This window comes from Bradyrhizobium sp. 482_C4_N1_8, from assembly GCF_052075965.1.
In the GTDB taxonomy this organism is placed as follows: Bacteria; Pseudomonadota; Alphaproteobacteria; order Rhizobiales; family Xanthobacteraceae; genus Bradyrhizobium; species Bradyrhizobium barranii.
In genome coordinates this window covers 5,656,141-5,673,702 of the sequence record NZ_CP197231.1, presented here as the reverse complement: position 1 = coordinate 5,673,702, position 17,562 = coordinate 5,656,141, and the positions used below count along the sequence as shown (strand labels likewise).

Genomic DNA, 17,562 nt, shown 5'->3' with positions numbered 1-17,562 from the left:
TAATTCGGATCGTGCCGCGACCAGATGCTTCTCGGGAGAATCAGGTGGCTCAATGCAGCGTTTCCGCCGCGGCTTCGTCGACAGCGGCCATCAGGTCAGCCGTATCCGATTGCTGGATCATGTGACCCGCATTCGGGACGCGACGCATCTTGCTGTGCTTGATCTCGTCATGCAGCCTGCCGGACTGTTCGTCGATGTCGATGAGGCGGTCGTCCTCGCCGGCCAGGATGGTGACCGGCATGGCCAATTCGCCGTAAGTCTTCGCCGACAGCATCGCAGAAGGGACCATCAACGCCGCTTCCGCGGCACCCGCACGAAGCTGCGACGGACGCACCGCCAGTGATTTGGGGAAGCCGTCGAATTTTTCCGGGACGGATTTGGGCCCGAACAGCTGCCGCAGCATCGTCGGCCACATCAGGCGGCTGAGGATCGGCGAGATCGTGTGACTGAGGATGTCGCCAAACCCTGGTATCGCCGGCCCGGCCATCGCCATCATCGCGTCGGTGCGGGCCGTCGGGAAATAATAGCCCGACGCCAGTATCAAGGCTTCGACCAATGAGGGGTGCCTGCTTGCCAGGGCGATCGCAACCGATGCGCCCCAGGAATGTCCGAGCACGATCGCCTTGTCGACGCCAAGGTGCGCAAGCGCGTCTTTGAAAAGGTCGGCTTGGGCGGCCGGCGTCCACACCACGTTGCGCGGCCTCAGACTGTGCCCGAAGCCGGGACGGTCGAACACGATGACCCGATAGTCCTTGGCTGCAAGATCGATCAGGCCACTCGACTCGAAATCCTGGATCATGCTGCCATTGCCATGGAGCAGAACCAGCGGGCGTCCGGACCCGCGCTCGACATAGTGCAGCCGAACACCGTCGATGTCGATGAACCGCCCTTGGGGCGGATTATCACGCTGCGCCTTGTCGGCAAGGCGCCGATTGACGAACGCGGCCGCTGCGAGCAGGCCGGCCGTCGCGGCAATCGTGGAGGCCAAGGGATGTTCTGCGAGAGCATGAAGGGCCGTGGCCGCCAAAGATGGCGAACGTTTTTTCAGTATGCGCATGTGACACTTTCGCTGACTGCGGCCAGCTGTTGGAGAGTGGGGAAGGGACGCTTCCGCATTGACGCCCTTGGTCGCATCACGACCGCGATGGCGCCGGATTCTTGCTGGAGGAGATTTCCGTGCGTCGCGGGTGCGGTTCGGAGACCGGATCAGCACCATCGAGCAGGGATCGATTTCGCCTTCTTGGGACCCGGAACAGTGCTGGTCCGGACCTCCCGGCATGCGCATTCACGGATCATGTCGTGCAGACGCAACAGGAGGGACGGAGAGATGTTCCTAATCCAATCGATGCAGCCAGCAGTCGGAAAATGCCGTAGATCGGAGGTAAAGGCGTGGTTCCTCGGGGCCGCGCACTGGTGAATGTCATTTGCGACACCATATCCAGGATATCACCCGCACAGACATGACAGGCGCCGGTGACAGAGAGACGCTGCCGCGCTCCCGCCACAACCGGAGGCGCGCATTGAACGTTATCTCCTATCCCCTGCATCTCTGCCGCAAGTTCGATCGCCGCTGGAGCGCGAAAGCGGTTCAGGACGAGACACAGCAATCCCCGTCACAACGGCCCAACGGCTGTACCGCCTGCGGGCGAATAGTGGCGGCTCCCTTGCATGCGACCTACTTGCCCACCGGGAACTTCGTCAATCAGTGGCGGTGCCCTGTGTGCAAGAACTCCTGGCAGACCTCTGCCGATGCCACGAGCAGCACTGATATCCAATTGAGCCAGTCCGAGCATCTTCGGCAGAATGCCGGGCACTGCCTGACGCTGGAAGACACCGCTGCCAACGACGCGGCGCGCAAGCAGTTCAGGAGCATGGGCGATGCCTGGCTCGCTCTCGCGGAGACGCAGGAGTGGCTCGATGGCGCGACGCCGCCGGTCTCGCGACCGCAGCCGCAAAGCGCTGATTTGATTCCGATGCCAACGCAGGGGCGTTCGTCATGAATGAGAAGCGCAACCGCGTGCGTCAGGCGGATTCACTTGCCGAGCGTCTCGCAGCTGATGCACTGAGGCTGCGTGAAGAGGCCTCGCACCTTGAACCCGGCCCAGAGCGGGATGCGCTGCTGAGCAAGGCACACCGGAACAAGATGGCTGCCGATATCAACTCCTGTCTGACCGCTCCGGGACGCCGCTTGCCTGGATAGCCAGCGCAGATCTCGAGCCCGAGCTTTCACCGTTTGCCAATAGTAACGAACCACCAAGGGTCCGATTGAGACCCATGGACGATTTGGCGTGGGCAGCACTGCCGGGTCTGACGCAGGCAAACGGTCACCTTTCCCCGGAATGCAAGGACCAGATGACATGGATCGAGACAAGAGCGGCCGCATCGTTGAGACTGCGCTCGAAGCGCGCCAAGGCGAGCTCGGTCCCAGCGTGTTGATGCTGCTGGGTGTGAGTGTGGGACTTGCAGTCATCCTCATGGTGATGACGTGGATGATATTCTTCAGAACCTGAGCGTGAAGGAGATGTCAAAGCGCGAGACGTAGGAACTAAAGCTCTGATGGGGGCTTGGATCACTCCTTAGACACTGGAGACCATCATGAAGCGCCCATCGTTTATCGTTTGCATTTCTTTATTCGCGGCGGCCACCGCCTTCGCAGCTGCTCCGGCCTCGGCACAAAATCCACCGGCGCAGTCCGGACCGAACAACAGCGCGGTCAACAGCGCGGGGCAAAACAACTCCGACGCTCCTGTCGCAGGTCGCAACAGTTTCACCGAAGGACAAGCCAAGTCGAAGATCGAGGATGCCGGCTACGCCAACGTCACCGAACTGAAGAAGGACGACAACGGTGTTTGGCGCGGCCATGCCAGCAAGGGTGGATCTGCCACCGCGGTCAGCGTCGACTTTCAAGGCAACGTCAATTCGGCCAAGTAAGCCATTAAGCAAATAAGAAGGACACACAATGACCGTTACAATTTCTCGTCTTTACGACAACTACAGCACTGGGCAGCAGGCGGTTCAGCGTCTCGAAGCTGCCGGCGTGCCGCATTCGGACATCAGCATCGTCGCCAATAATTCGGACAGCTGGTTCAACACCGACAAGAAGGTAGACCGTGACCGCGATGGCGTCGACGACCGCGCCGAAGGTGCCGGCAAGGGCGCCGGCATCGGTGCGGGCGTGGGTGGCACTGCCGGCCTTCTCGCCGGTCTCGGCCTTCTCGCAATCCCCGGCCTCGGACCCGTCGTTGCAGCCGGTTGGCTCGCCGCCACCGCGGTCGGCGCGGCCGCCGGAGCCGCCACCGGCGGTGTCGTCGGAGCGATGACTGAGGCCGGCATTTCGCGGGAAGATGCGGACTCCTACGCCGAGGGCGTGCGTCGGGGAGGCACGCTGGTGTCGGCGCGGGTCGCAGATGCCGATCGATCCCGCCTTGACGCGGTCCTGAACGAGTCGTCCGTCAATTTGCGTGACCGCAGCGCGGCCTGGCAGAAGACCGGATGGAAGTCGTTCGATCCCGCCAGCAAGCCCTACGGCGCGGACGAAGTTCGCAAGGAGCGGCAGCTCTATAGTGGATCAGTGCGCTAAAGTTCATGCGCCAAATGAGATCGCGACGGCCCGCTTCGGCGGGTCGTCTTTTTTGCGCGGCTACGCGTACAGATACCCGACCGGCTTGCCCTCGGTGCGCAGGGGACGGATGTCCTTCTGCGTGATGATCTGGCCGGCGAGGCCGTCGATCTCGTCGCGCTGCGTCGGCGTCCAGCCGCGAAGCTCGTTCATGCCCTTCAGCAGGCCGAGCCTGAGGACCTGGGTGTTTTCGCCGAGGCCGACAAGGCTGATCGAGCCCTTGCCTGCCGTCACCACATCGCCGGCGGAGAGTTCAAATGCCTCGCCGGACCTTTTCTTGAACTCGGCTGTGCCGCGAATGACGCGATAGATCACGACCTCGCTCTTGGCGAAACAGGTCGGGTCCGCGGCGATCGACGTGCTCTTGGGCAGCAGCGACTGGCCGGGTGGGTCGGTTGCGATGATGTGGCCGGTGACGAGATGGCCGCTCGGCACTTCGATGCCGATGTCGCGCACGTACACCGGCAAGGCCGATTTGATCGGACCGTCGACGAGTGGCTTGAACAGCGCGTCCAGCGCGAGGGGATCCTGAAGCCAGAAGCCCGCGTCGGCCGGCCGGTTGTGCAGCGGGTGGCTCCAGGCCACGCGCGGCGTCTCGGCCTCGTTGATCTGGTCCGGACCGACGATCGTCGGGTTCGGAAAGGTCGTCGGATCGGTCACGAAGGCTTCGAGGAATTTGCCAGAGTAGCCCATCGAGATCGGATCGGGTACCACGGTCTGCGGCGTCTTCAGGTTTTCTTCGGTCGACAGTCCCGACCAAGTGTAGAACAGCTGGCGGTGGACGATCGCGCTTTGCAACATCACCGCACCGGGGCCGACATTGTAGAAGCGCCCGTCGTAGTCGAAGGTGAAGGCGCCCGAGGTGACCAGCACGAGCTGAAAGCCGCCTGGCGGAAGATGAAGATGGAAATCGGTGGGGCCGGTGTCCGGGCGGTAGATCGGGAGGTTCGTCGCGACTTCGTGCAGGAGGAAGGTTTCGTTGTTGGCGTGGAAGCCCTCGTTCGCGCGGTTGTAGAGGGCTTGCGGCCGGTACGTCGCTTCGAACCTGGCGTTCCTGTCGCGATCGATCGCCACGAAATCCTGAGCGTTGAGGCGCAGTGGCGCGCCGTTCGGATGGGTGAGGCCGGTAAATTTGAGATCGCCGGCGGCATGCACGTTCATGGCACTCTCCGATCTTTGCCGCTCATCCGGTCTCCGGGCGCACGCATCTTGCTGCGCCAATTCGTGGGAGCAGGGAATCAGGCCTGACGCTGCCTTGCGAATTCTGGGCCAGTCGGGATGCAGCACGATGCGCGGGCTCGGCGGCTCCGCACGGCGCGATGAAAAATCGAGATTGCACCTGAGGTTAGACGGCAGGTCAGGCTGCCTTGCCTGGGCCACATCGCCGAGCCCGCAACCCCGGCGACGGGGTGCGTCTTGTCTAATTTGTCGGCAAGCCCTGGTGCGATCGTGCAGCCGCGCAGGTCGCGTCGATCAGCAAAGGCCGGCGGCCGGGCATGCGCAACCGCTCATTCGAACGGCTGACGTGTGATCCGCTCGGGCTTGCCGATGGGGCTGTCCGCCCACTTCGCCATGTCCACCGTTCGCGCGTCGATGCCTTCGCACCAGAGGCAGCTGAGCTCCGCGCGGCCCTTGGCCGAAAGCAGCGGTACAAGTCCGTGGCCGCAGCCAGCGCAAGACGTGACGCGATTCACGCGTTCCTCCACGATCACCGAATTCAGGAGCGACATTGTCGTTCGCCAAGCTTGCGCGGGCGCTATGACGGCGCACGAACGCTTCCGATCGGAGCGCTCGCGCCCGAGATCGTCGAGGCTGCGATCCAGCGCGAGACCGCCCCGATGTCCTCCGCATTCTCGCGATAGGCGCGAAGCTGGAATTCCGCCGAGCTGCCGCGCTCCACGATGGTCCGGCAGTGCTCGACCTCGGCGGCGCAGTTTAGCGCGGCTGCGTCCCCGGCGACGTCGTCGATGATCCGGGCCAGCAGCTCCGAGATGGTGACCGGCCCGTCTTTCGAGGCAAAGATGCAATCGGTGCCGTAGCGCTGGGCCCGCCATTTGTTCTCGACCGCAATCGCGCGTTCGACCACCGTGACCTCCTTCGACCGATGCGGCCGCAGATAAAGATGGCGCGTCAGGCAGCGATAGAGCGAGGCGATGGCAACGGCGTCGTCGATGAAAGTGCAGGTGTCGGGCGCGCGAAGCTCGAGGGTCGGATGCCTCATGGACGGCCGCATCGCCCACCAGATATGGCTCTCGTCGGGAATCACGCCGGAGCGTTGCAGCGCGCCGACATATTCGTCGTAGTCGTGCCTGGTTTCGAACAGTTCGGGCAAGCCAGTGCGCGGCAGCTCGGAATAGGCGGCAAGCCGGTAGCCCTTCAGCCCGGTCTTGTGGGAATTCCAGAACGGGGAGGAGGCCGACAGCGCGATGAACAGCGGCAGATGCGGCAGCATCGCCCGCATCACCGCCATCCGCTTCTCGGGATCGGGCAGCTGGACGTGCACATGCATGCCGCACATCATGTTGCGGTGGCCGATGCTGCGCAGATCCTCGATCATCTCCTCGTAGCGCGGCTTCGGACTCGGCTGCGACATCCGCCAGACCGCGGTCGGATGCGTGCCGCAGGCCATGATGACGAAGCCGTATTGCGCGGCGACGTTGGCGACCTCGCGGCGGAGGAACCGCAGCTCTTCCCGGGCGTCATTGACATCGACGTGAACGTTGGTGGCAACCTCGAGCTGGGATTGCAGCATCTCCCGCATCGCCTGGCCGCCGGTGGACCAGTTCACCGACTCGAACAGGGCGTTGGGCGTTTCGATCGCGACCTCGAAGCTGCGGCGATCGGCGAGGAAGTATTCCTCCTCGATGCCGAAGGAATATTCAGCCGCCTTGCCGCGTCCGCCGGCAGAGCGGATGACGAGGTGCTGCTTGTCATCGGAGGAATCGAGGCGCAGCAGTTTCAAAACGTCTGAAGCAAATGTCATAGGGCCACCCGGCAGTGGTATTACCTGCGGGCAATAATCCGCATGACGCGGGCCGGTTCCGCGTCGGACCCACCGGAAATTGCAACGTCGAACGGAACAATTTTCACGTTTTCGGACGCGCGCGCGACCAGCGCGTGATTCGGCGGAACTTCCGTCCAGTCCGTTTCCTTGTCGAACGGCTCGGACACGACGACGACCTGGCCGCCGCCGGCCTCGCGATAATAGAGCGTGTTGGCGGCATCGTTGACCGCGACGCGAAACGCATAGAGATCCCGGCCGTTTGCGATCGCGCTGGTGAAGCGCAGGCGCTCACGAAGCTCGCCCTCGTTGACCAGGCCGACCAGCGATTGCAGCACGGCTTGCGTTGCGCCAAGTGGATCGCTGTCGAGTCCCGCGCCCATCATGGCGAGGAACACGGCTTCCGAATCGGTCGTGCCCAGCCGCGAGGGGTAGTAGGCATCGGGGATCAGCGCCTCGACCTTGCGCCGCAGGCGATTCCAGCTGCCGACGAAGCCGTTGTGCATGAACATCCACTGGCCGCAGGCGAACGGATGGCAATTCTGCCGCGTCACCGCCGTGCCGGTGGCGGCGCGCACATGGGCGAAGAACAGATGCGAGCGCAGATGGCGACAGAGGTAGCGCAGGTTTTCGTCCGACCAGGCCGGACGGGTCTCGCGGTAAAGGCCGGGCTCCGGATGCTCGCCATACCAGCCGAGACCAAAGCCGTCGCCGTTCGAGCCCGCGGTGGATTGCAGCGAGCGGATGCTCTGCGCGATCAGCGAATGCTCGGGCTCGGTGACGTAAGGCTCGAACGAGGTGGTCTCGCCCCGGTATGCGATCCAGCGGCACATGCGGCCTTCCTGTCAGGATGTGGCGTAAGGTTCACCAACAAGATCGCCTGTGTTGGGTTCCCCGGCGATGTGTTCTGCAAAGTCCGGATCATTTCTGCGGCGTGTTTTAGACGTTCATTTACCCTGCATTGCGGGAACCCGCGCATTAATACGTCTCTTAACGCCGACACGGTTAGGTTGCGCGCGAATTTTGAGTGCGCATCATGAGCCGATTTGTTCTTTTCACCTGCATGGCGTTCGTCTCCACGTTCGTGGGCGTCTCCTGGGCGATTCGCGGATTTCCGGTGTCGCACGTTTCGCTGGTCGGTGAATTGAGGCCGACGCTCAGTTCCTCGTTCGGCGATGAGCATTCAAAGGCCAAGCAGCGGAAGGATTGGGAAGCGGAGCACACCCTGCAAAGCGACAAGGACCCGAAGCAAGACGCACTGCGGATGGACGCATTGCAGGCAAGCACCGCTTACGCGATGTCGCCGTGCGACGACACCATGAAGGCGAACCTGAGGGCGGCTACGGAGGCCTATGCGCGGGGCTGGGTGAAGATCTACGACTGCCCAAATCCGAGAATGGGCATGTTCTGCAGTGAAGAGAAGCGCGATCGGGCGAACGCCGCGTATTCCACGCCGCTGGACGTTCGCGTCAAGGCGCAGCTGGCCGAGGCGTTCAAACAAAAGGGCATCGTCAAGGAAGACTTCCCGGAGGATATCCGCGACGTCGTTCTCTGGTTCACCGGGCCTGGTATGTTGTTTGATCCGTCTCCGGTATGCCTGCCACGGCAGCAGGCGTCGGCGAGCTTCAAATGAGCCGCGCCTGGTTCATCGTCTGGGCGCTTGTCATCTGGCAGGTCGCCGCCTGGGCATTCGCTCCGCAGAAGACAGCCCAGCGACCAGCAGCACCGGTCGATGGTCCGGGTTATGGTTCCAACGAAGAGATCTTCGTGGACGGTCGCGCAGGCTTGCGCCGCGAGACCGCTCTGGCGTTCGAGCGCCCTTATGGATCGCGTTGCGCGGGAGAGGGGCGGAAGCAATTCGTCGCCCATATCGACTACTACTATTATCGTCGTCAGAACGACATGGAACACTACCCCAAGATTTTCGGGAAAGCCGGGGCAGACTACATCGCCAAGCAATGGTCGACCGGAGACGACAAGCGCTTCGAACGCCTGACGCAGGAAGCCTACGCGCAAGGCTATCTTGCCCTATCGGATTTCGGTGACGTCGGGCGCAAACTGGCGGAAGCCGTTGTGAGGGGCGAGCGCGTCGTCGCGCATTCCTGCGCAAGCTGATGGTCCACGGAGACTCTCGGTGAAGCCTCTCAGCACCGAGAATCCCGCTCTCTCAGACCGGAAGCGGGATCAGGGCGGCAGCTTCGCGATCATGCGCGTCCTCGCTTGCCGCAAGACCTTGCGCGACGCCGACACGATCGGCCTCGGGGCGGTTCTGGCTCATCTTGCGCTTGCCCTCGAACCGCACGACGGGAATGCGGACGCCAACGATCCCGCGCAGTTGCGCGGCGATGAAATCGGCGGGGGCATCACTGACGGCCCACGGCTTTGCGCGCGCGCCCTCGTGCCTGTTCGTCAGCCGCGTCACGGCCTCGAGCAGGCGCTCCGGCTCCTGGAAGAATTCCACCGGACCATAGGCGTGCACGGCGACGTAATTCCAGGTCGGCACCACCTTTTCCGTCTCTTGCTTGGTCGCATACCAGGACGGCGTCACATAGGCGTCGGGGCCGTTGAAGATGGCGAGCGCATCGCCGATCGGCGGGAGCTTCCATTGCGGGTTGGCCTTGGCGACATGCCCATAGAGCACGCCGTGCTCGCCTTCACTCTCGTCGAGGAACAGCGGCAGGGGCGTGGCGACCGGACCTTCGCTGGTCGCCGTCACGAGGCTGGCGAGCCGGGCGCCGCGGATGGTCGCGCGGATGCTCTCGATGTCGTCGTCCTTGAAGGCGGGCGGGATGTACATGGCGTGTCTCCGTTCTTGATGCGGAGATAGCCGAAATCTGGCCTATATGAAACGGCCAGTTTTACATGATTTAATCAGTCCAGTTCGGCGGCGGCCTGCGCGAGAATCTTGCAGCCTCTCTCGATCTGCGCAATCTCCAGCGCCGAATAGCCCATGACGAGACCGACGGTCTTCCGCGCCCTGCGTGGGCCGACCAACAACGCGGAGACGGGATAGACGCCGACGCCTTTCGTGCGAGCCGCCTGGATCAATGCATCTTCGCGCTTCTGCGGCAGATCGTCGAGCCACGCCACCACGTGCAGGCCCGCCGCCGTGCCCTCGATCCGGACGCGATCTCCGAACCGGCGGCGCAACGCGGCGAGCAGCGCCTGCTGACGCTCGGCGTTGCGCCGGCGCACGCGCCTGACGTGGCTGTCATAGGCGCCGCTTTCGAGCATCGAAGCGAGAGCGTGCTGTTCGATCAGCGGCGTGTGCCGGTCCATGATCTGCTTGGCGGCGGCGAACAGGGATCGCAGCCCGGCGGGCACGACCAGGTAGCCGATCCGCAAGGTCGGGGAGAGTGTCTTGGAGACGGTGCCGAGATAGATCACGTTGTCGCTGCCCTCCAGCGCATGCAGCGGCGGGATCGGCCTGGTGTCGTAGCGATACTCGCTGTCGTAGTCGTCCTCGATCACGTAGGCGTCGGCTTTCCGCGCCCAGGCGAGCAATTGGTGCCGGCGCCCGATCGGCATGACGCCGCCGAGTGGATATTGATGCGACGGCGTCACATAGGCGAGCCGGGCCTCGATGCCGTCGAGCCGCGCTGTCTCCAGTCCGTCCGCGTCAACGGGGATCGGCACCGTCTCGGCGCCCATCGCCGCGAGCGTGTGCCGCGCCATCTGGTAGCCGGGATCCTCCATCACGAAGCGGTCACCGGCGTCGAGCAGGAGGCGCGCGCAGATGTCGAGGCCCTGCTGCGAGCCGTTCACGACAACGATCTGATCGACCTCGCAGCGGACGCTTCGCGATCGCCACAGATAGCCCTGAAGCGCGGTCCGCAGCCGCAGCGCGCCGCAGGGGTCGTCATAGGCCAGCCGCTCGGGCTTGCGCGCCATCGCAGCCGTCACGGCCTTCTTCCATGCCAGCACCGGGAAATCCGACGGCGAGAGCTCGCCGTAGCGGAAGTTGGCGATGAGCCCGCGCGGCGGCTCAATCCAGCGCGGCGGGTCCGACCGAAGCCGCTCGCCGAAGGCCGACAGCCGTACCTTGCGCGCCGAGGGCCGCGATGCGGCGCGCCCGCGTCCGCGTTCGACGACGGCGCGGGCAACGCGCGGCCGCGCGCCATGGCGTGTCTCGATAAAACCTTCGGCGGCGAGCTGTTCATAGGCGACGGTCACGGTCGAGCGCGCCACGCCCATCTCGCCGGCAAGCGCCCGCGACGACGGCAGCAGGCCGTCGATCCCGTAGACCTGCGTCAGAATCTGATCCCTCAGGGCTTCGTAGATCTGGCGCGCGCCCATGCGGCCGGCGCGATCGCCGGGAGTCGTCTTCATCTGGACCATCCACATTCCTGGCTCGGCATTCGTCCGAACGGACGATGCCGGAATGTGGTTCTAATCCCGTTCGCCGAGAGTTTCGACGTAAGCCTTGCCGTAGGGATAAAAATGCTCCTTGTGGCCCTGATCCCAGAGGGCCTTCAGCCCGGGCGCGGTGATGTCCCAGTCCGGACGGCAATTCATGCTGACGGCTCGGAGATCCTGGCGCAGCTCTTCGATGGTCGGGCGTCCGAAGAACCAGTAGCCGTTATAGATCTTGTGAACGCGCAGGCCGGGCTCCAGCACGATGACATGCGGGATCATCGGATTGTGGACGGGATCGGTGTATTCGGCGATGTCGAGATCCTTCTGAACGATCCGCCGCGAATCCGACAGGAAAGGCCAGTGCGCCCCGACGCCGCTGCGATATTCGTTGGTCTGGGTGATGTTGTCGGTGGTGATCGTGACCAGCCGGCAGTAGCCGACCTCCATCTCGCGATGGAGTTGCAGCAGGCCTTCGGCCTGGCGGCGGTCCTTCGGACAGAAGCCGCCGCGGCCGAGAACGAGCACCATCGGATCGCCGCCCTGCAGCTCGGAGAGCTTTCGGTGCTTGCCGGTGTGGTCGCTGAGCTCGTAGTCGGGGAAGGTTACTCCCGGCATCATGTCAGGTCGCATTGAACTCTCCCATGTCTTCGAACTCTCGCATGTCTTCTCGCATGTCTGGCGTGAGCGCCAACACTCACAGATCGATCACGACGTCGCCCTGGGGCCTTGAACAGCAGATCAGGACATTGCCGTCCGCCGGTGCGTCAAGTGGGTCCGGCGCGTAGCTGACGGATCCGGCCACGAGCCCGCTCTCGCAGTTGTGGCAGACCCCGGTGCGGCACGACCAGCGCACGGGAACGTCGCACGCTTCGGCCAGTTCGAGCAGGCTGGCATATGACGGTCCCCAGCAAACATTGAGGCCGCTGCGGGCGAACGAGACCATCGGACCCGGGCCGGTTGCGCCGGCCGGCAAGTGCGCTCGCGTCTGCGGGGTGGCCGCTATGCCGGGTGTCAGGGATGGTCCGGCGCCGAACATCTCCGTGTGAACGCGATCCGCTGCGATGCCGAGTCCGGCAAGCCCGCGCGAGAGATCGGTCATGAACGGTGCCGGCCCGCACAGATAGAAATCGCCGTCTGAGGGGACGCCGAGGGTTTGAAGCACCCGGAGGTCCAGACGTCCGATCGAGTCGAAATCCACATCGAGACGATCGCCCGGATCGGGCGCGCTGTAGCAGACATGGCTGTGATGGTGGGCCAGCTCAGCCAACAGCCCGCGCACCTCGGCGGCGAACGCATGTTCGCGACCGTTGCGGGCGCCGTGCAGCCACCAGACCTCTCGCGTCGATGCTTCCGCGGCGAGGGCGTGCAGCATCGCAAGCACCGGTGTTACGCCGATGCCGGCGCTCAGCAAGACGACGGGCCGCGCATCTTGCCGTAGCGTGAAACTTCCGCGCGGCGCGCCGATCTGCACAGCGTCGCCAATCTTGACCTCGTCGGCGACATATTGGCTTGCCGCGCCGTGGGCTTCGCGCTTGATGCTGATGCGCCAGGACGCGGCATCGGAACGGCTCGACAGCGAATAGCTGCGCGTCATCGCCGGTGCAGTGGAGGTGCCGAGCCGCACGACGACGAATTGCCCGGGCAGGGCGGCGGCGACGGGATGTCCGTCCGTGGGTTCGAGGATCAGCGACGTCACGTTGCCGCTTTCGGCGATCTTGCGCGCGACGCGAAACGGCCGGAAGCCACGCCAGGCCGGAGGCGGGCTCGACGCCGGGCCGAGCCCGGCGTTTCCCGCTGTCGTGTCCTTGCGCTGCTGCTCGAGCAGCGCCTCGAAGGAATGACGCCAGCCGCCGCTCAGCGCCGGAATGTTCAGCGCGCGCTCCAGGCGGTCGCGCGGGTGAGGGGGCAGATAGAGCAGCGCATTGATCTCGGACACGCTCATGTGTTCGGGGCCATCAGCGATCTGCGTGATCTCGTCGCCGGCCTCGACGTCGCCTTCCTCGATCACACGAAAATAGAAGCCGGGCCGGCCGTGCCTGACAAGCAGCGCGGCCATGTCCGGCTCCTCCATGCGAATCCCCAGCCGGTAGCAGGTGACGCGTGGCTGCGTCACCTCGAGCAGGGCAGAGCCGATCCTGTAACGGTCTCCGATGCAGACGTCCCTGTCGGCCAGGCCCTCGACGGTAAAATTCTCGCCGAATTGACCGTGGACGAGGTTCGCTCGACCGAGGTGCTCCTGCCAATATTGATAGGACTCCTGCTGGTAGACGTAGACGGCGCGCTGCTCGCCGCCATGACCGGCGGTATCGCCCTGTCCATCGCCGTCGATGTTGAGCCGGCGCACCCTGCGCGGACCACTGACGGGCGTCTTCCAGACGCCGGTATAAACGGTCTTGCCTTGCCACGCGATGTCGCGCGGCAGGCCGACGTTGACGGAGAGCAGACGGGTCATGGGGTTCCCCGGTGTGACGGGCGCGGCTCTGGCGGTTTCCAGGTCGCTCCAATGCCAATCTGCATCCATGTCGGAATTTTGGCCCGTTAGTCGTTGTTAGACGTTGCTAGACAGTCTTGTCGCCGGCTGTCCGCGCCCCGATCTGGGGAACAGACACCGCAAGACGGGAGAGCGCGATGGATGATCAGGCGATACTGGCGGCCCTTCAGCGCCATTGGGATGCGTCGGACGCGAATGATTTCGAGGCCGAGCATGACATCTATCGTGAGGACGCCGTGCTCGACTATCCGCAGTCCGGCGAGCGCATCCGCGGCCGCAGGACGATACAGGAAAGCCGGTTCGTGCAGCCCAACAAGAAGCGCTTCACGGTCCGCCGGATCGTCGGCGGCGGCGATCTCTGGGTGAGCGAGTTCGTGCTGACCTACGACGGCGTGCCGTCCTATGTCGTCAGCATCATGGAATTTCGCGAAGGACTGGTGGCGCACGAGACGCAATATTTCGGCGAGAAGTTCGATCCAGCACCGTCGCGCGCACATCTTGTCGAGGTCGTGAGGTGAGACGCGCGTCAAACGGCGGTCTCGTGCCCCGGACGCAGCGCAGCGCCTCTTCGGCGGTGCGCTGCTGAGCCGGGGCCCATATTGCGGCGGAATGCATGGCCTTCTGGGTCCCGGCTCTGCGCAGCAACGCGAAGGGCGTTGCAGCGCGTTCGGGACACGGAGAGACGCGCACCATTGATTAACCAGATCCACTGACACGGAACCCGATGCGGCGGCTGGTCGCACTCCGCTCGCCTTGATTCCGGCCCACCCATCTTTATGTCTGGAGCGAACAAGAATCCGGGCCCCTCTGGCGAGGACGCTGACCATGTCGGCAAAACCTCGCGATGTCGGATGACCTGTCCCGCGCGAATGCGATGGATCGGCCGATCGTCGGGCCTTCTCGAGTTCTCTCCGACTCAATCGTCCCCATCTCAGCCCCGCGCGGTCATTTCGCAACGTAAGGGAGCTACGATGTCCGACGCCGCCACTTCAAATCCGACCGAGATCGAGATCACGGAACCGTCCAGGCTGAACGAGCAGGCTGCGGTCGCATTGGTGATCGCCGGCGCGCTCGTCGCCGTCGCAGACCGGCGCGTTTCGCCGGTCGAGCGCGACGAGGTGATCCGCTTCATCAGGGATCGCGGACTGGCACCGCACATGAGTGACGAGCGGCTGTTTGCGATATTCGACGAACTGGCGGAACGGCTCGAGGAGCCCGACTTTGCCAATGTGGTGATCGACACGTTGCGTCCGGTCTCGGACCTGCCGCTGTCGGCCCATTTGATGGAACTGTCGGAGCGCGTCGCGGCTGCGGACGAGGACGTGCATCCCCATGAGGTGCAGGCGATCAAGCTGTTGCGCCTGCTGACGCTGGTGCTGCCGCGCGCAAAACCGGTGGCGCCAGGCAGCGCAGGCGTTGAACGGCGCGCCGCCACGCAGGAGTGAGCATGAGTGCAGCATCGGACGAGCGTACGGCAGGAAATGGGGGCACCACCGGCCAGATGGCCGGTGGCGACCCGCGTCTCGACAAGCTCGTCCGCCGCCTGCCGCCGCGCATGGGCGACACCGTCACCTATCTGCTGAAACCGTCCAGCCGCTGGGTGAGGATCCCGTCGGGCGCGCTGCTCATTGTTGGCGGCGTGCTCTCCTTCCTGCCGGTGCTCGGAGTCTGGATGCTGCCGCTCGGCCTCGCATTGCTCGCCGAAGACGTCCCCGCGTTGCGCGCCTCGCGCTCCAAGGTCCTTGACTGGGTCGAGCGGAAGAAGCCGCAATGGCTCGATCCGTCCGCATCGAAAAATGATCAATCATGACTGAATTCATCACCGCCGACGCGCTGACCGCGCTGCTCCAGGTCATCCTGATCGACCTCGTGCTGGCCGGCGACAACGCCGTCGTCATCGGCCTTGCCGCCGCCGGCCTGCCGGCCGAGCAGCGCCGCCGCGCCATTATCGTCGGCATCGTCGCCGCCACAGCCTTGCGCATCGTCTTCGCCGGCGTCGCGACCCAGCTCCTGCAGGTGATCGGCCTGCTGCTCGCCGGCGGCGTGCTGCTGCTGTGGGTGTGCTGGAAGATGTGGCGCGAGCTGCGCGAGCAGTCCGCGCACACCGAGCTCGCGTTGAGCCATGGCGGCAGCGCGGGCAGCGCACCGGCGTCGCGCAAGACCTTCGGGCAGGCGGCGTTGCAGATCGTCGCCGCCGACGTCTCGATGTCGCTCGACAACGTGCTCGCGGTCGCAGGCGCCGCGCGCGAGCATCCCTACATCCTCGCGTTCGGACTGTTGCTGTCGGTCGCGATGATGGGCGTCGCCGCCGATCTGCTGGGCCGGGTGTTGCAGAAGCAGCGCTGGATCGCCTATGTCGGTCTCGCCATCATCGTTTACGTCGCCTTCGAGATGATCTATCGCGGTTCGCTCGAGCTCGCGCCTGTCATCGCGAGTCTCTGAGGCGACAATTCCAGCCTGCAATCCGGAGTGATCCATGACGCCTGAACCCAAAGCACCTTCGGCGGACGCCGGGCCGCGACCGAAAATCGGCCTGTTCGCCCAACTCATCTTTGGCTCGCGCTGGCTGCAAGTGCCGCTCTATGTCGGCCTCATCGTCGCGCAGGGCGTCTATGTGCTGCTGTTCCTGAAAGAGCTCTGGCACCTGGTTGCGCACTCGTTCGACGCCAGCGAGCAGCAGATCATGCTGGTCGTGCTCGGACTGATCGACGTCGTCATGATCTCGAACCTGCTGGTCATGGTAATCGTCGGCGGCTACGAGACCTTCGTCTCGCGCCTGAACCTGAACGGCCATCCGGACGAGCCGGAATGGCTGAGCCACGTCAATGCCAGCGTGCTGAAGATCAAGCTCGCGATGGCGATCATCGGCATTTCCTCGATCTCGCTGCTCAGGACCTTCATCGAGGCCGGCAATCTCGGCACCACGCGCAGCAATTTCACCGAGTCCGGCGTGATGTGGCAGGTGCTGATCCACCTGACCTTCATCATTTCCGCAATCGGTATCGCCTGGGTCGACCGCATCAGCGAGAGCGGGCACCGCAAGGAGAACGGTCACGCCTGAGGGGCGATCCGCACTCTCAGGCGCCGATGGCCAGATGCAACGGACGCCGTCCGCGTGCCAGCGTCTCGGACGGCGCTTCGCCGAAGGCCAGTCTGTAGCTCCTTGAGAAGTCGCCCAGGTGCCAGAAGCCGTTGCCGAGTGCGGCGGCCTTGACGGTCAAGCCATCGCCCCCGGTCATGAGCTGGACGCGAACGGCCCACAACCGTTTGAGGCGCAGATAGTGATGCAGGCTCACGCCATGCACCGCGTGCGTCGCGACCTGGAGCGTGCGCACGGACACGCCGAGCGCGGCGGCGAGGTCGTCGCTGTAGAGCGGCTTGCTGCCGAACAGCGCAACGACGTCGTCGAGATGCGCGATCAGCTTGCGGTGCTTGTCGAATGAACCGGGGCGGGCGCTGCGTGCGCCTGCCGGCAGCAGGGTGGCGTCGAGGCCGGCGAGCAGCGTTTCCTGGATCGGGCGGTAGAGCGCCTCGAATTGCCGGGGATCGTTGCATGCCGACGCCAGCGAGAACATCTCCACGATAGCCGCGCGCAGGCGCGTCATCGGATCGTCCTGCGTGCGGACATAGGCGAGGCCGGTGTCGAAATCCGCCCAGCCGCGATGGCGCATGTCCGAGTTGAAGCGCAGCATCAGGTAAGTGTTGGGGTGATGCTCGATCGCCTTGACGGGGGCTTTGCCGCGCATGACGGCGATCATCGAACTATCGACCTCGCGGCCATTGGCGATGGAGTGAAAGGTGAGGGGAACAACGAGGCCGACGCCGTTGTCCGTGCCGATCTCGGCCTCAAACCGCCGTGCAAAGGAGCGCTGGAGCACGAAGAGCCCGTCGCGGAGCGGCAGGATGGCGCGAGACAGCGAGAATTCCCGCGGATGGAGCGGCGTGCTGGTGCCGAGACCGAGCACCTCGTTGGCGCGGAATTCGTCGAAGTCCGAGAAGCGCTCGACGCCGAGGACGCGCGATGGCTTTAGCCGACGGACCGGCATTTCGGGATCCCAGGGCATGTCGGGGGGAGCGGGTTGAATCCGCACAAGC

Annotated in this window: 22 protein-coding genes; 12 read left to right on the top strand and 10 right to left on the bottom strand. The window is 64.3% G+C overall.

The window, feature by feature from the left end:
* Positions 1-49 precede the first annotated feature (49 nt).
* Positions 50-1,057 (bottom strand): alpha/beta fold hydrolase, encoded by a 1,008-nt coding sequence (locus tag AB7Z56_RS27500; protein WP_063984018.1) that lies wholly within the window; start codon positions 1,055-1,057, stop codon positions 50-52.
* A 463-nt stretch (positions 1,058-1,520) separates the two neighbouring features.
* Here AB7Z56_RS27500 and AB7Z56_RS27495 point away from each other — a divergent pair, with 463 nt between their 5' ends.
* From AB7Z56_RS27495 to AB7Z56_RS27475, 5 genes are all read left to right on the top strand, one after another.
* Positions 1,521-2,000 (top strand): hypothetical protein, encoded by a 480-nt coding sequence (locus AB7Z56_RS27495; RefSeq protein ID WP_155795277.1) that lies wholly within the window; start codon positions 1,521-1,523, stop codon positions 1,998-2,000.
* A complete protein-coding gene (locus AB7Z56_RS27490; protein ID WP_063984017.1) occupies positions 1,997-2,200 on the top strand; it encodes a hypothetical protein in 204 nt (67 codons plus the stop codon). The genes AB7Z56_RS27495 and AB7Z56_RS27490 overlap by 4 nt, the downstream gene beginning before the upstream one ends.
* Positions 2,201-2,357: 157 nt before the next feature.
* Positions 2,358-2,510 carry a hypothetical protein gene (locus AB7Z56_RS27485; protein WP_187387736.1) on the top strand — a complete coding sequence of 51 codons (153 nt, stop codon included), beginning with the start codon at positions 2,358-2,360 and terminating at the stop codon, positions 2,508-2,510.
* An 85-nt stretch (positions 2,511-2,595) separates the two neighbouring features.
* Entirely contained in the window at positions 2,596-2,931 is a 336-nt protein-coding gene (locus AB7Z56_RS27480; RefSeq protein WP_063984016.1) for a hypothetical protein, read from the top strand.
* A gap of 28 nt (positions 2,932-2,959) precedes the next feature.
* Entirely contained in the window at positions 2,960-3,580 is a 621-nt protein-coding gene (locus AB7Z56_RS27475; protein ID WP_063984015.1) for a hypothetical protein, read from the top strand.
* Between the two features lie 60 nt (positions 3,581-3,640).
* Here AB7Z56_RS27475 and AB7Z56_RS27470 read toward each other — a convergent pair whose 3' ends face one another.
* The 4 genes from AB7Z56_RS27470 to AB7Z56_RS27455 form a co-directional block, all read right to left on the bottom strand.
* Entirely contained in the window at positions 3,641-4,780 is a 1,140-nt protein-coding gene (locus AB7Z56_RS27470; protein WP_441256569.1) for a hypothetical protein, read from the bottom strand.
* 347 nt (positions 4,781-5,127) lie between these two features.
* A complete protein-coding gene (locus AB7Z56_RS27465) occupies positions 5,128-5,349 on the bottom strand; it encodes a hypothetical protein (protein WP_175618061.1) in 222 nt (73 codons plus the stop codon).
* A gap of 26 nt (positions 5,350-5,375) precedes the next feature.
* Positions 5,376-6,602: a carboxylate-amine ligase gene (locus tag AB7Z56_RS27460; RefSeq protein ID WP_063984014.1), complete on the bottom strand. Its 1,227-nt coding sequence runs from the start codon at positions 6,600-6,602 to the stop codon at positions 5,376-5,378.
* A gap of 20 nt (positions 6,603-6,622) precedes the next feature.
* Positions 6,623-7,453: a class II glutamine amidotransferase gene (locus AB7Z56_RS27455; protein ID WP_063984013.1), complete on the bottom strand. Its 831-nt coding sequence runs from the start codon at positions 7,451-7,453 to the stop codon at positions 6,623-6,625.
* Between the two features lie 203 nt (positions 7,454-7,656).
* Between AB7Z56_RS27455 and AB7Z56_RS27450 the strand changes: the two genes are divergently transcribed.
* Together AB7Z56_RS27450 and AB7Z56_RS27445 are read left to right on the top strand one after the other, a co-directional pair.
* Positions 7,657-8,253: a hypothetical protein gene (locus AB7Z56_RS27450; protein WP_231144579.1), complete on the top strand. Its 597-nt coding sequence runs from the start codon at positions 7,657-7,659 to the stop codon at positions 8,251-8,253.
* Entirely contained in the window at positions 8,250-8,735 is a 486-nt protein-coding gene (locus AB7Z56_RS27445) for a hypothetical protein (RefSeq protein WP_231144580.1), read from the top strand. The genes AB7Z56_RS27450 and AB7Z56_RS27445 overlap by 4 nt, the downstream gene beginning before the upstream one ends.
* Positions 8,736-8,787: 52 nt before the next feature.
* On the opposite strand, the gene AB7Z56_RS27440 is transcribed toward AB7Z56_RS27445, so the two are convergent.
* From AB7Z56_RS27440 to AB7Z56_RS27425, 4 genes are all read right to left on the bottom strand, one after another.
* Positions 8,788-9,417, bottom strand: coding sequence for an FMN-binding negative transcriptional regulator (locus AB7Z56_RS27440; RefSeq protein WP_063984011.1), 630 nt, complete (start codon positions 9,415-9,417; stop codon positions 8,788-8,790).
* A 74-nt stretch (positions 9,418-9,491) separates the two neighbouring features.
* Complete coding sequence (gene pdxR, locus AB7Z56_RS27435; RefSeq protein ID WP_441256568.1) at positions 9,492-10,958, bottom strand: MocR-like pyridoxine biosynthesis transcription factor PdxR; 1,467 nt, start codon at positions 10,956-10,958, stop codon at positions 9,492-9,494.
* Positions 10,959-11,009: 51 nt separating this feature from the next.
* Positions 11,010-11,606 (bottom strand): redoxin domain-containing protein, encoded by a 597-nt coding sequence (locus AB7Z56_RS27430; protein ID WP_441256567.1) that lies wholly within the window; start codon positions 11,604-11,606, stop codon positions 11,010-11,012.
* Between the two features lie 64 nt (positions 11,607-11,670).
* Positions 11,671-13,428, bottom strand: coding sequence for an MOSC domain-containing protein (locus AB7Z56_RS27425; protein ID WP_441256566.1), 1,758 nt, complete (start codon positions 13,426-13,428; stop codon positions 11,671-11,673).
* A gap of 176 nt (positions 13,429-13,604) precedes the next feature.
* Between AB7Z56_RS27425 and AB7Z56_RS27420 the strand changes: the two genes are divergently transcribed.
* From AB7Z56_RS27420 to AB7Z56_RS27400, 5 genes are all read left to right on the top strand, one after another.
* Positions 13,605-13,985, top strand: a complete 381-nt coding sequence (locus AB7Z56_RS27420; protein ID WP_441256565.1) for a nuclear transport factor 2 family protein — start codon at positions 13,605-13,607, stop codon at positions 13,983-13,985.
* 453 nt (positions 13,986-14,438) lie between these two features.
* Complete coding sequence (locus tag AB7Z56_RS27415; protein ID WP_441256564.1) at positions 14,439-14,912, top strand: TerB family tellurite resistance protein; 474 nt, start codon at positions 14,439-14,441, stop codon at positions 14,910-14,912.
* A gap of 2 nt (positions 14,913-14,914) precedes the next feature.
* Positions 14,915-15,277 (top strand): hypothetical protein, encoded by a 363-nt coding sequence (locus AB7Z56_RS27410; protein WP_439034565.1) that lies wholly within the window; start codon positions 14,915-14,917, stop codon positions 15,275-15,277.
* Complete coding sequence (locus AB7Z56_RS27405) at positions 15,274-15,909, top strand: TerC family protein (RefSeq protein ID WP_247307055.1); 636 nt, start codon at positions 15,274-15,276, stop codon at positions 15,907-15,909. Before AB7Z56_RS27410 ends, AB7Z56_RS27405 begins: the two co-directional genes overlap by 4 nt.
* A gap of 34 nt (positions 15,910-15,943) precedes the next feature.
* The gene (locus AB7Z56_RS27400; protein WP_441256563.1) at positions 15,944-16,528 is read left to right on the top strand and encodes a TIGR00645 family protein; all 585 of its coding nucleotides are present in this window, start codon (positions 15,944-15,946) and stop codon (positions 16,526-16,528) included.
* 16 nt (positions 16,529-16,544) lie between these two features.
* Here the strand turns inward: AB7Z56_RS27400 and AB7Z56_RS27395 are convergent, their stop codons facing one another.
* Positions 16,545-17,513 (bottom strand): helix-turn-helix domain-containing protein, encoded by a 969-nt coding sequence (locus AB7Z56_RS27395; protein WP_208086110.1) that lies wholly within the window; start codon positions 17,511-17,513, stop codon positions 16,545-16,547.
* Positions 17,514-17,562 lie beyond the last annotated feature (49 nt).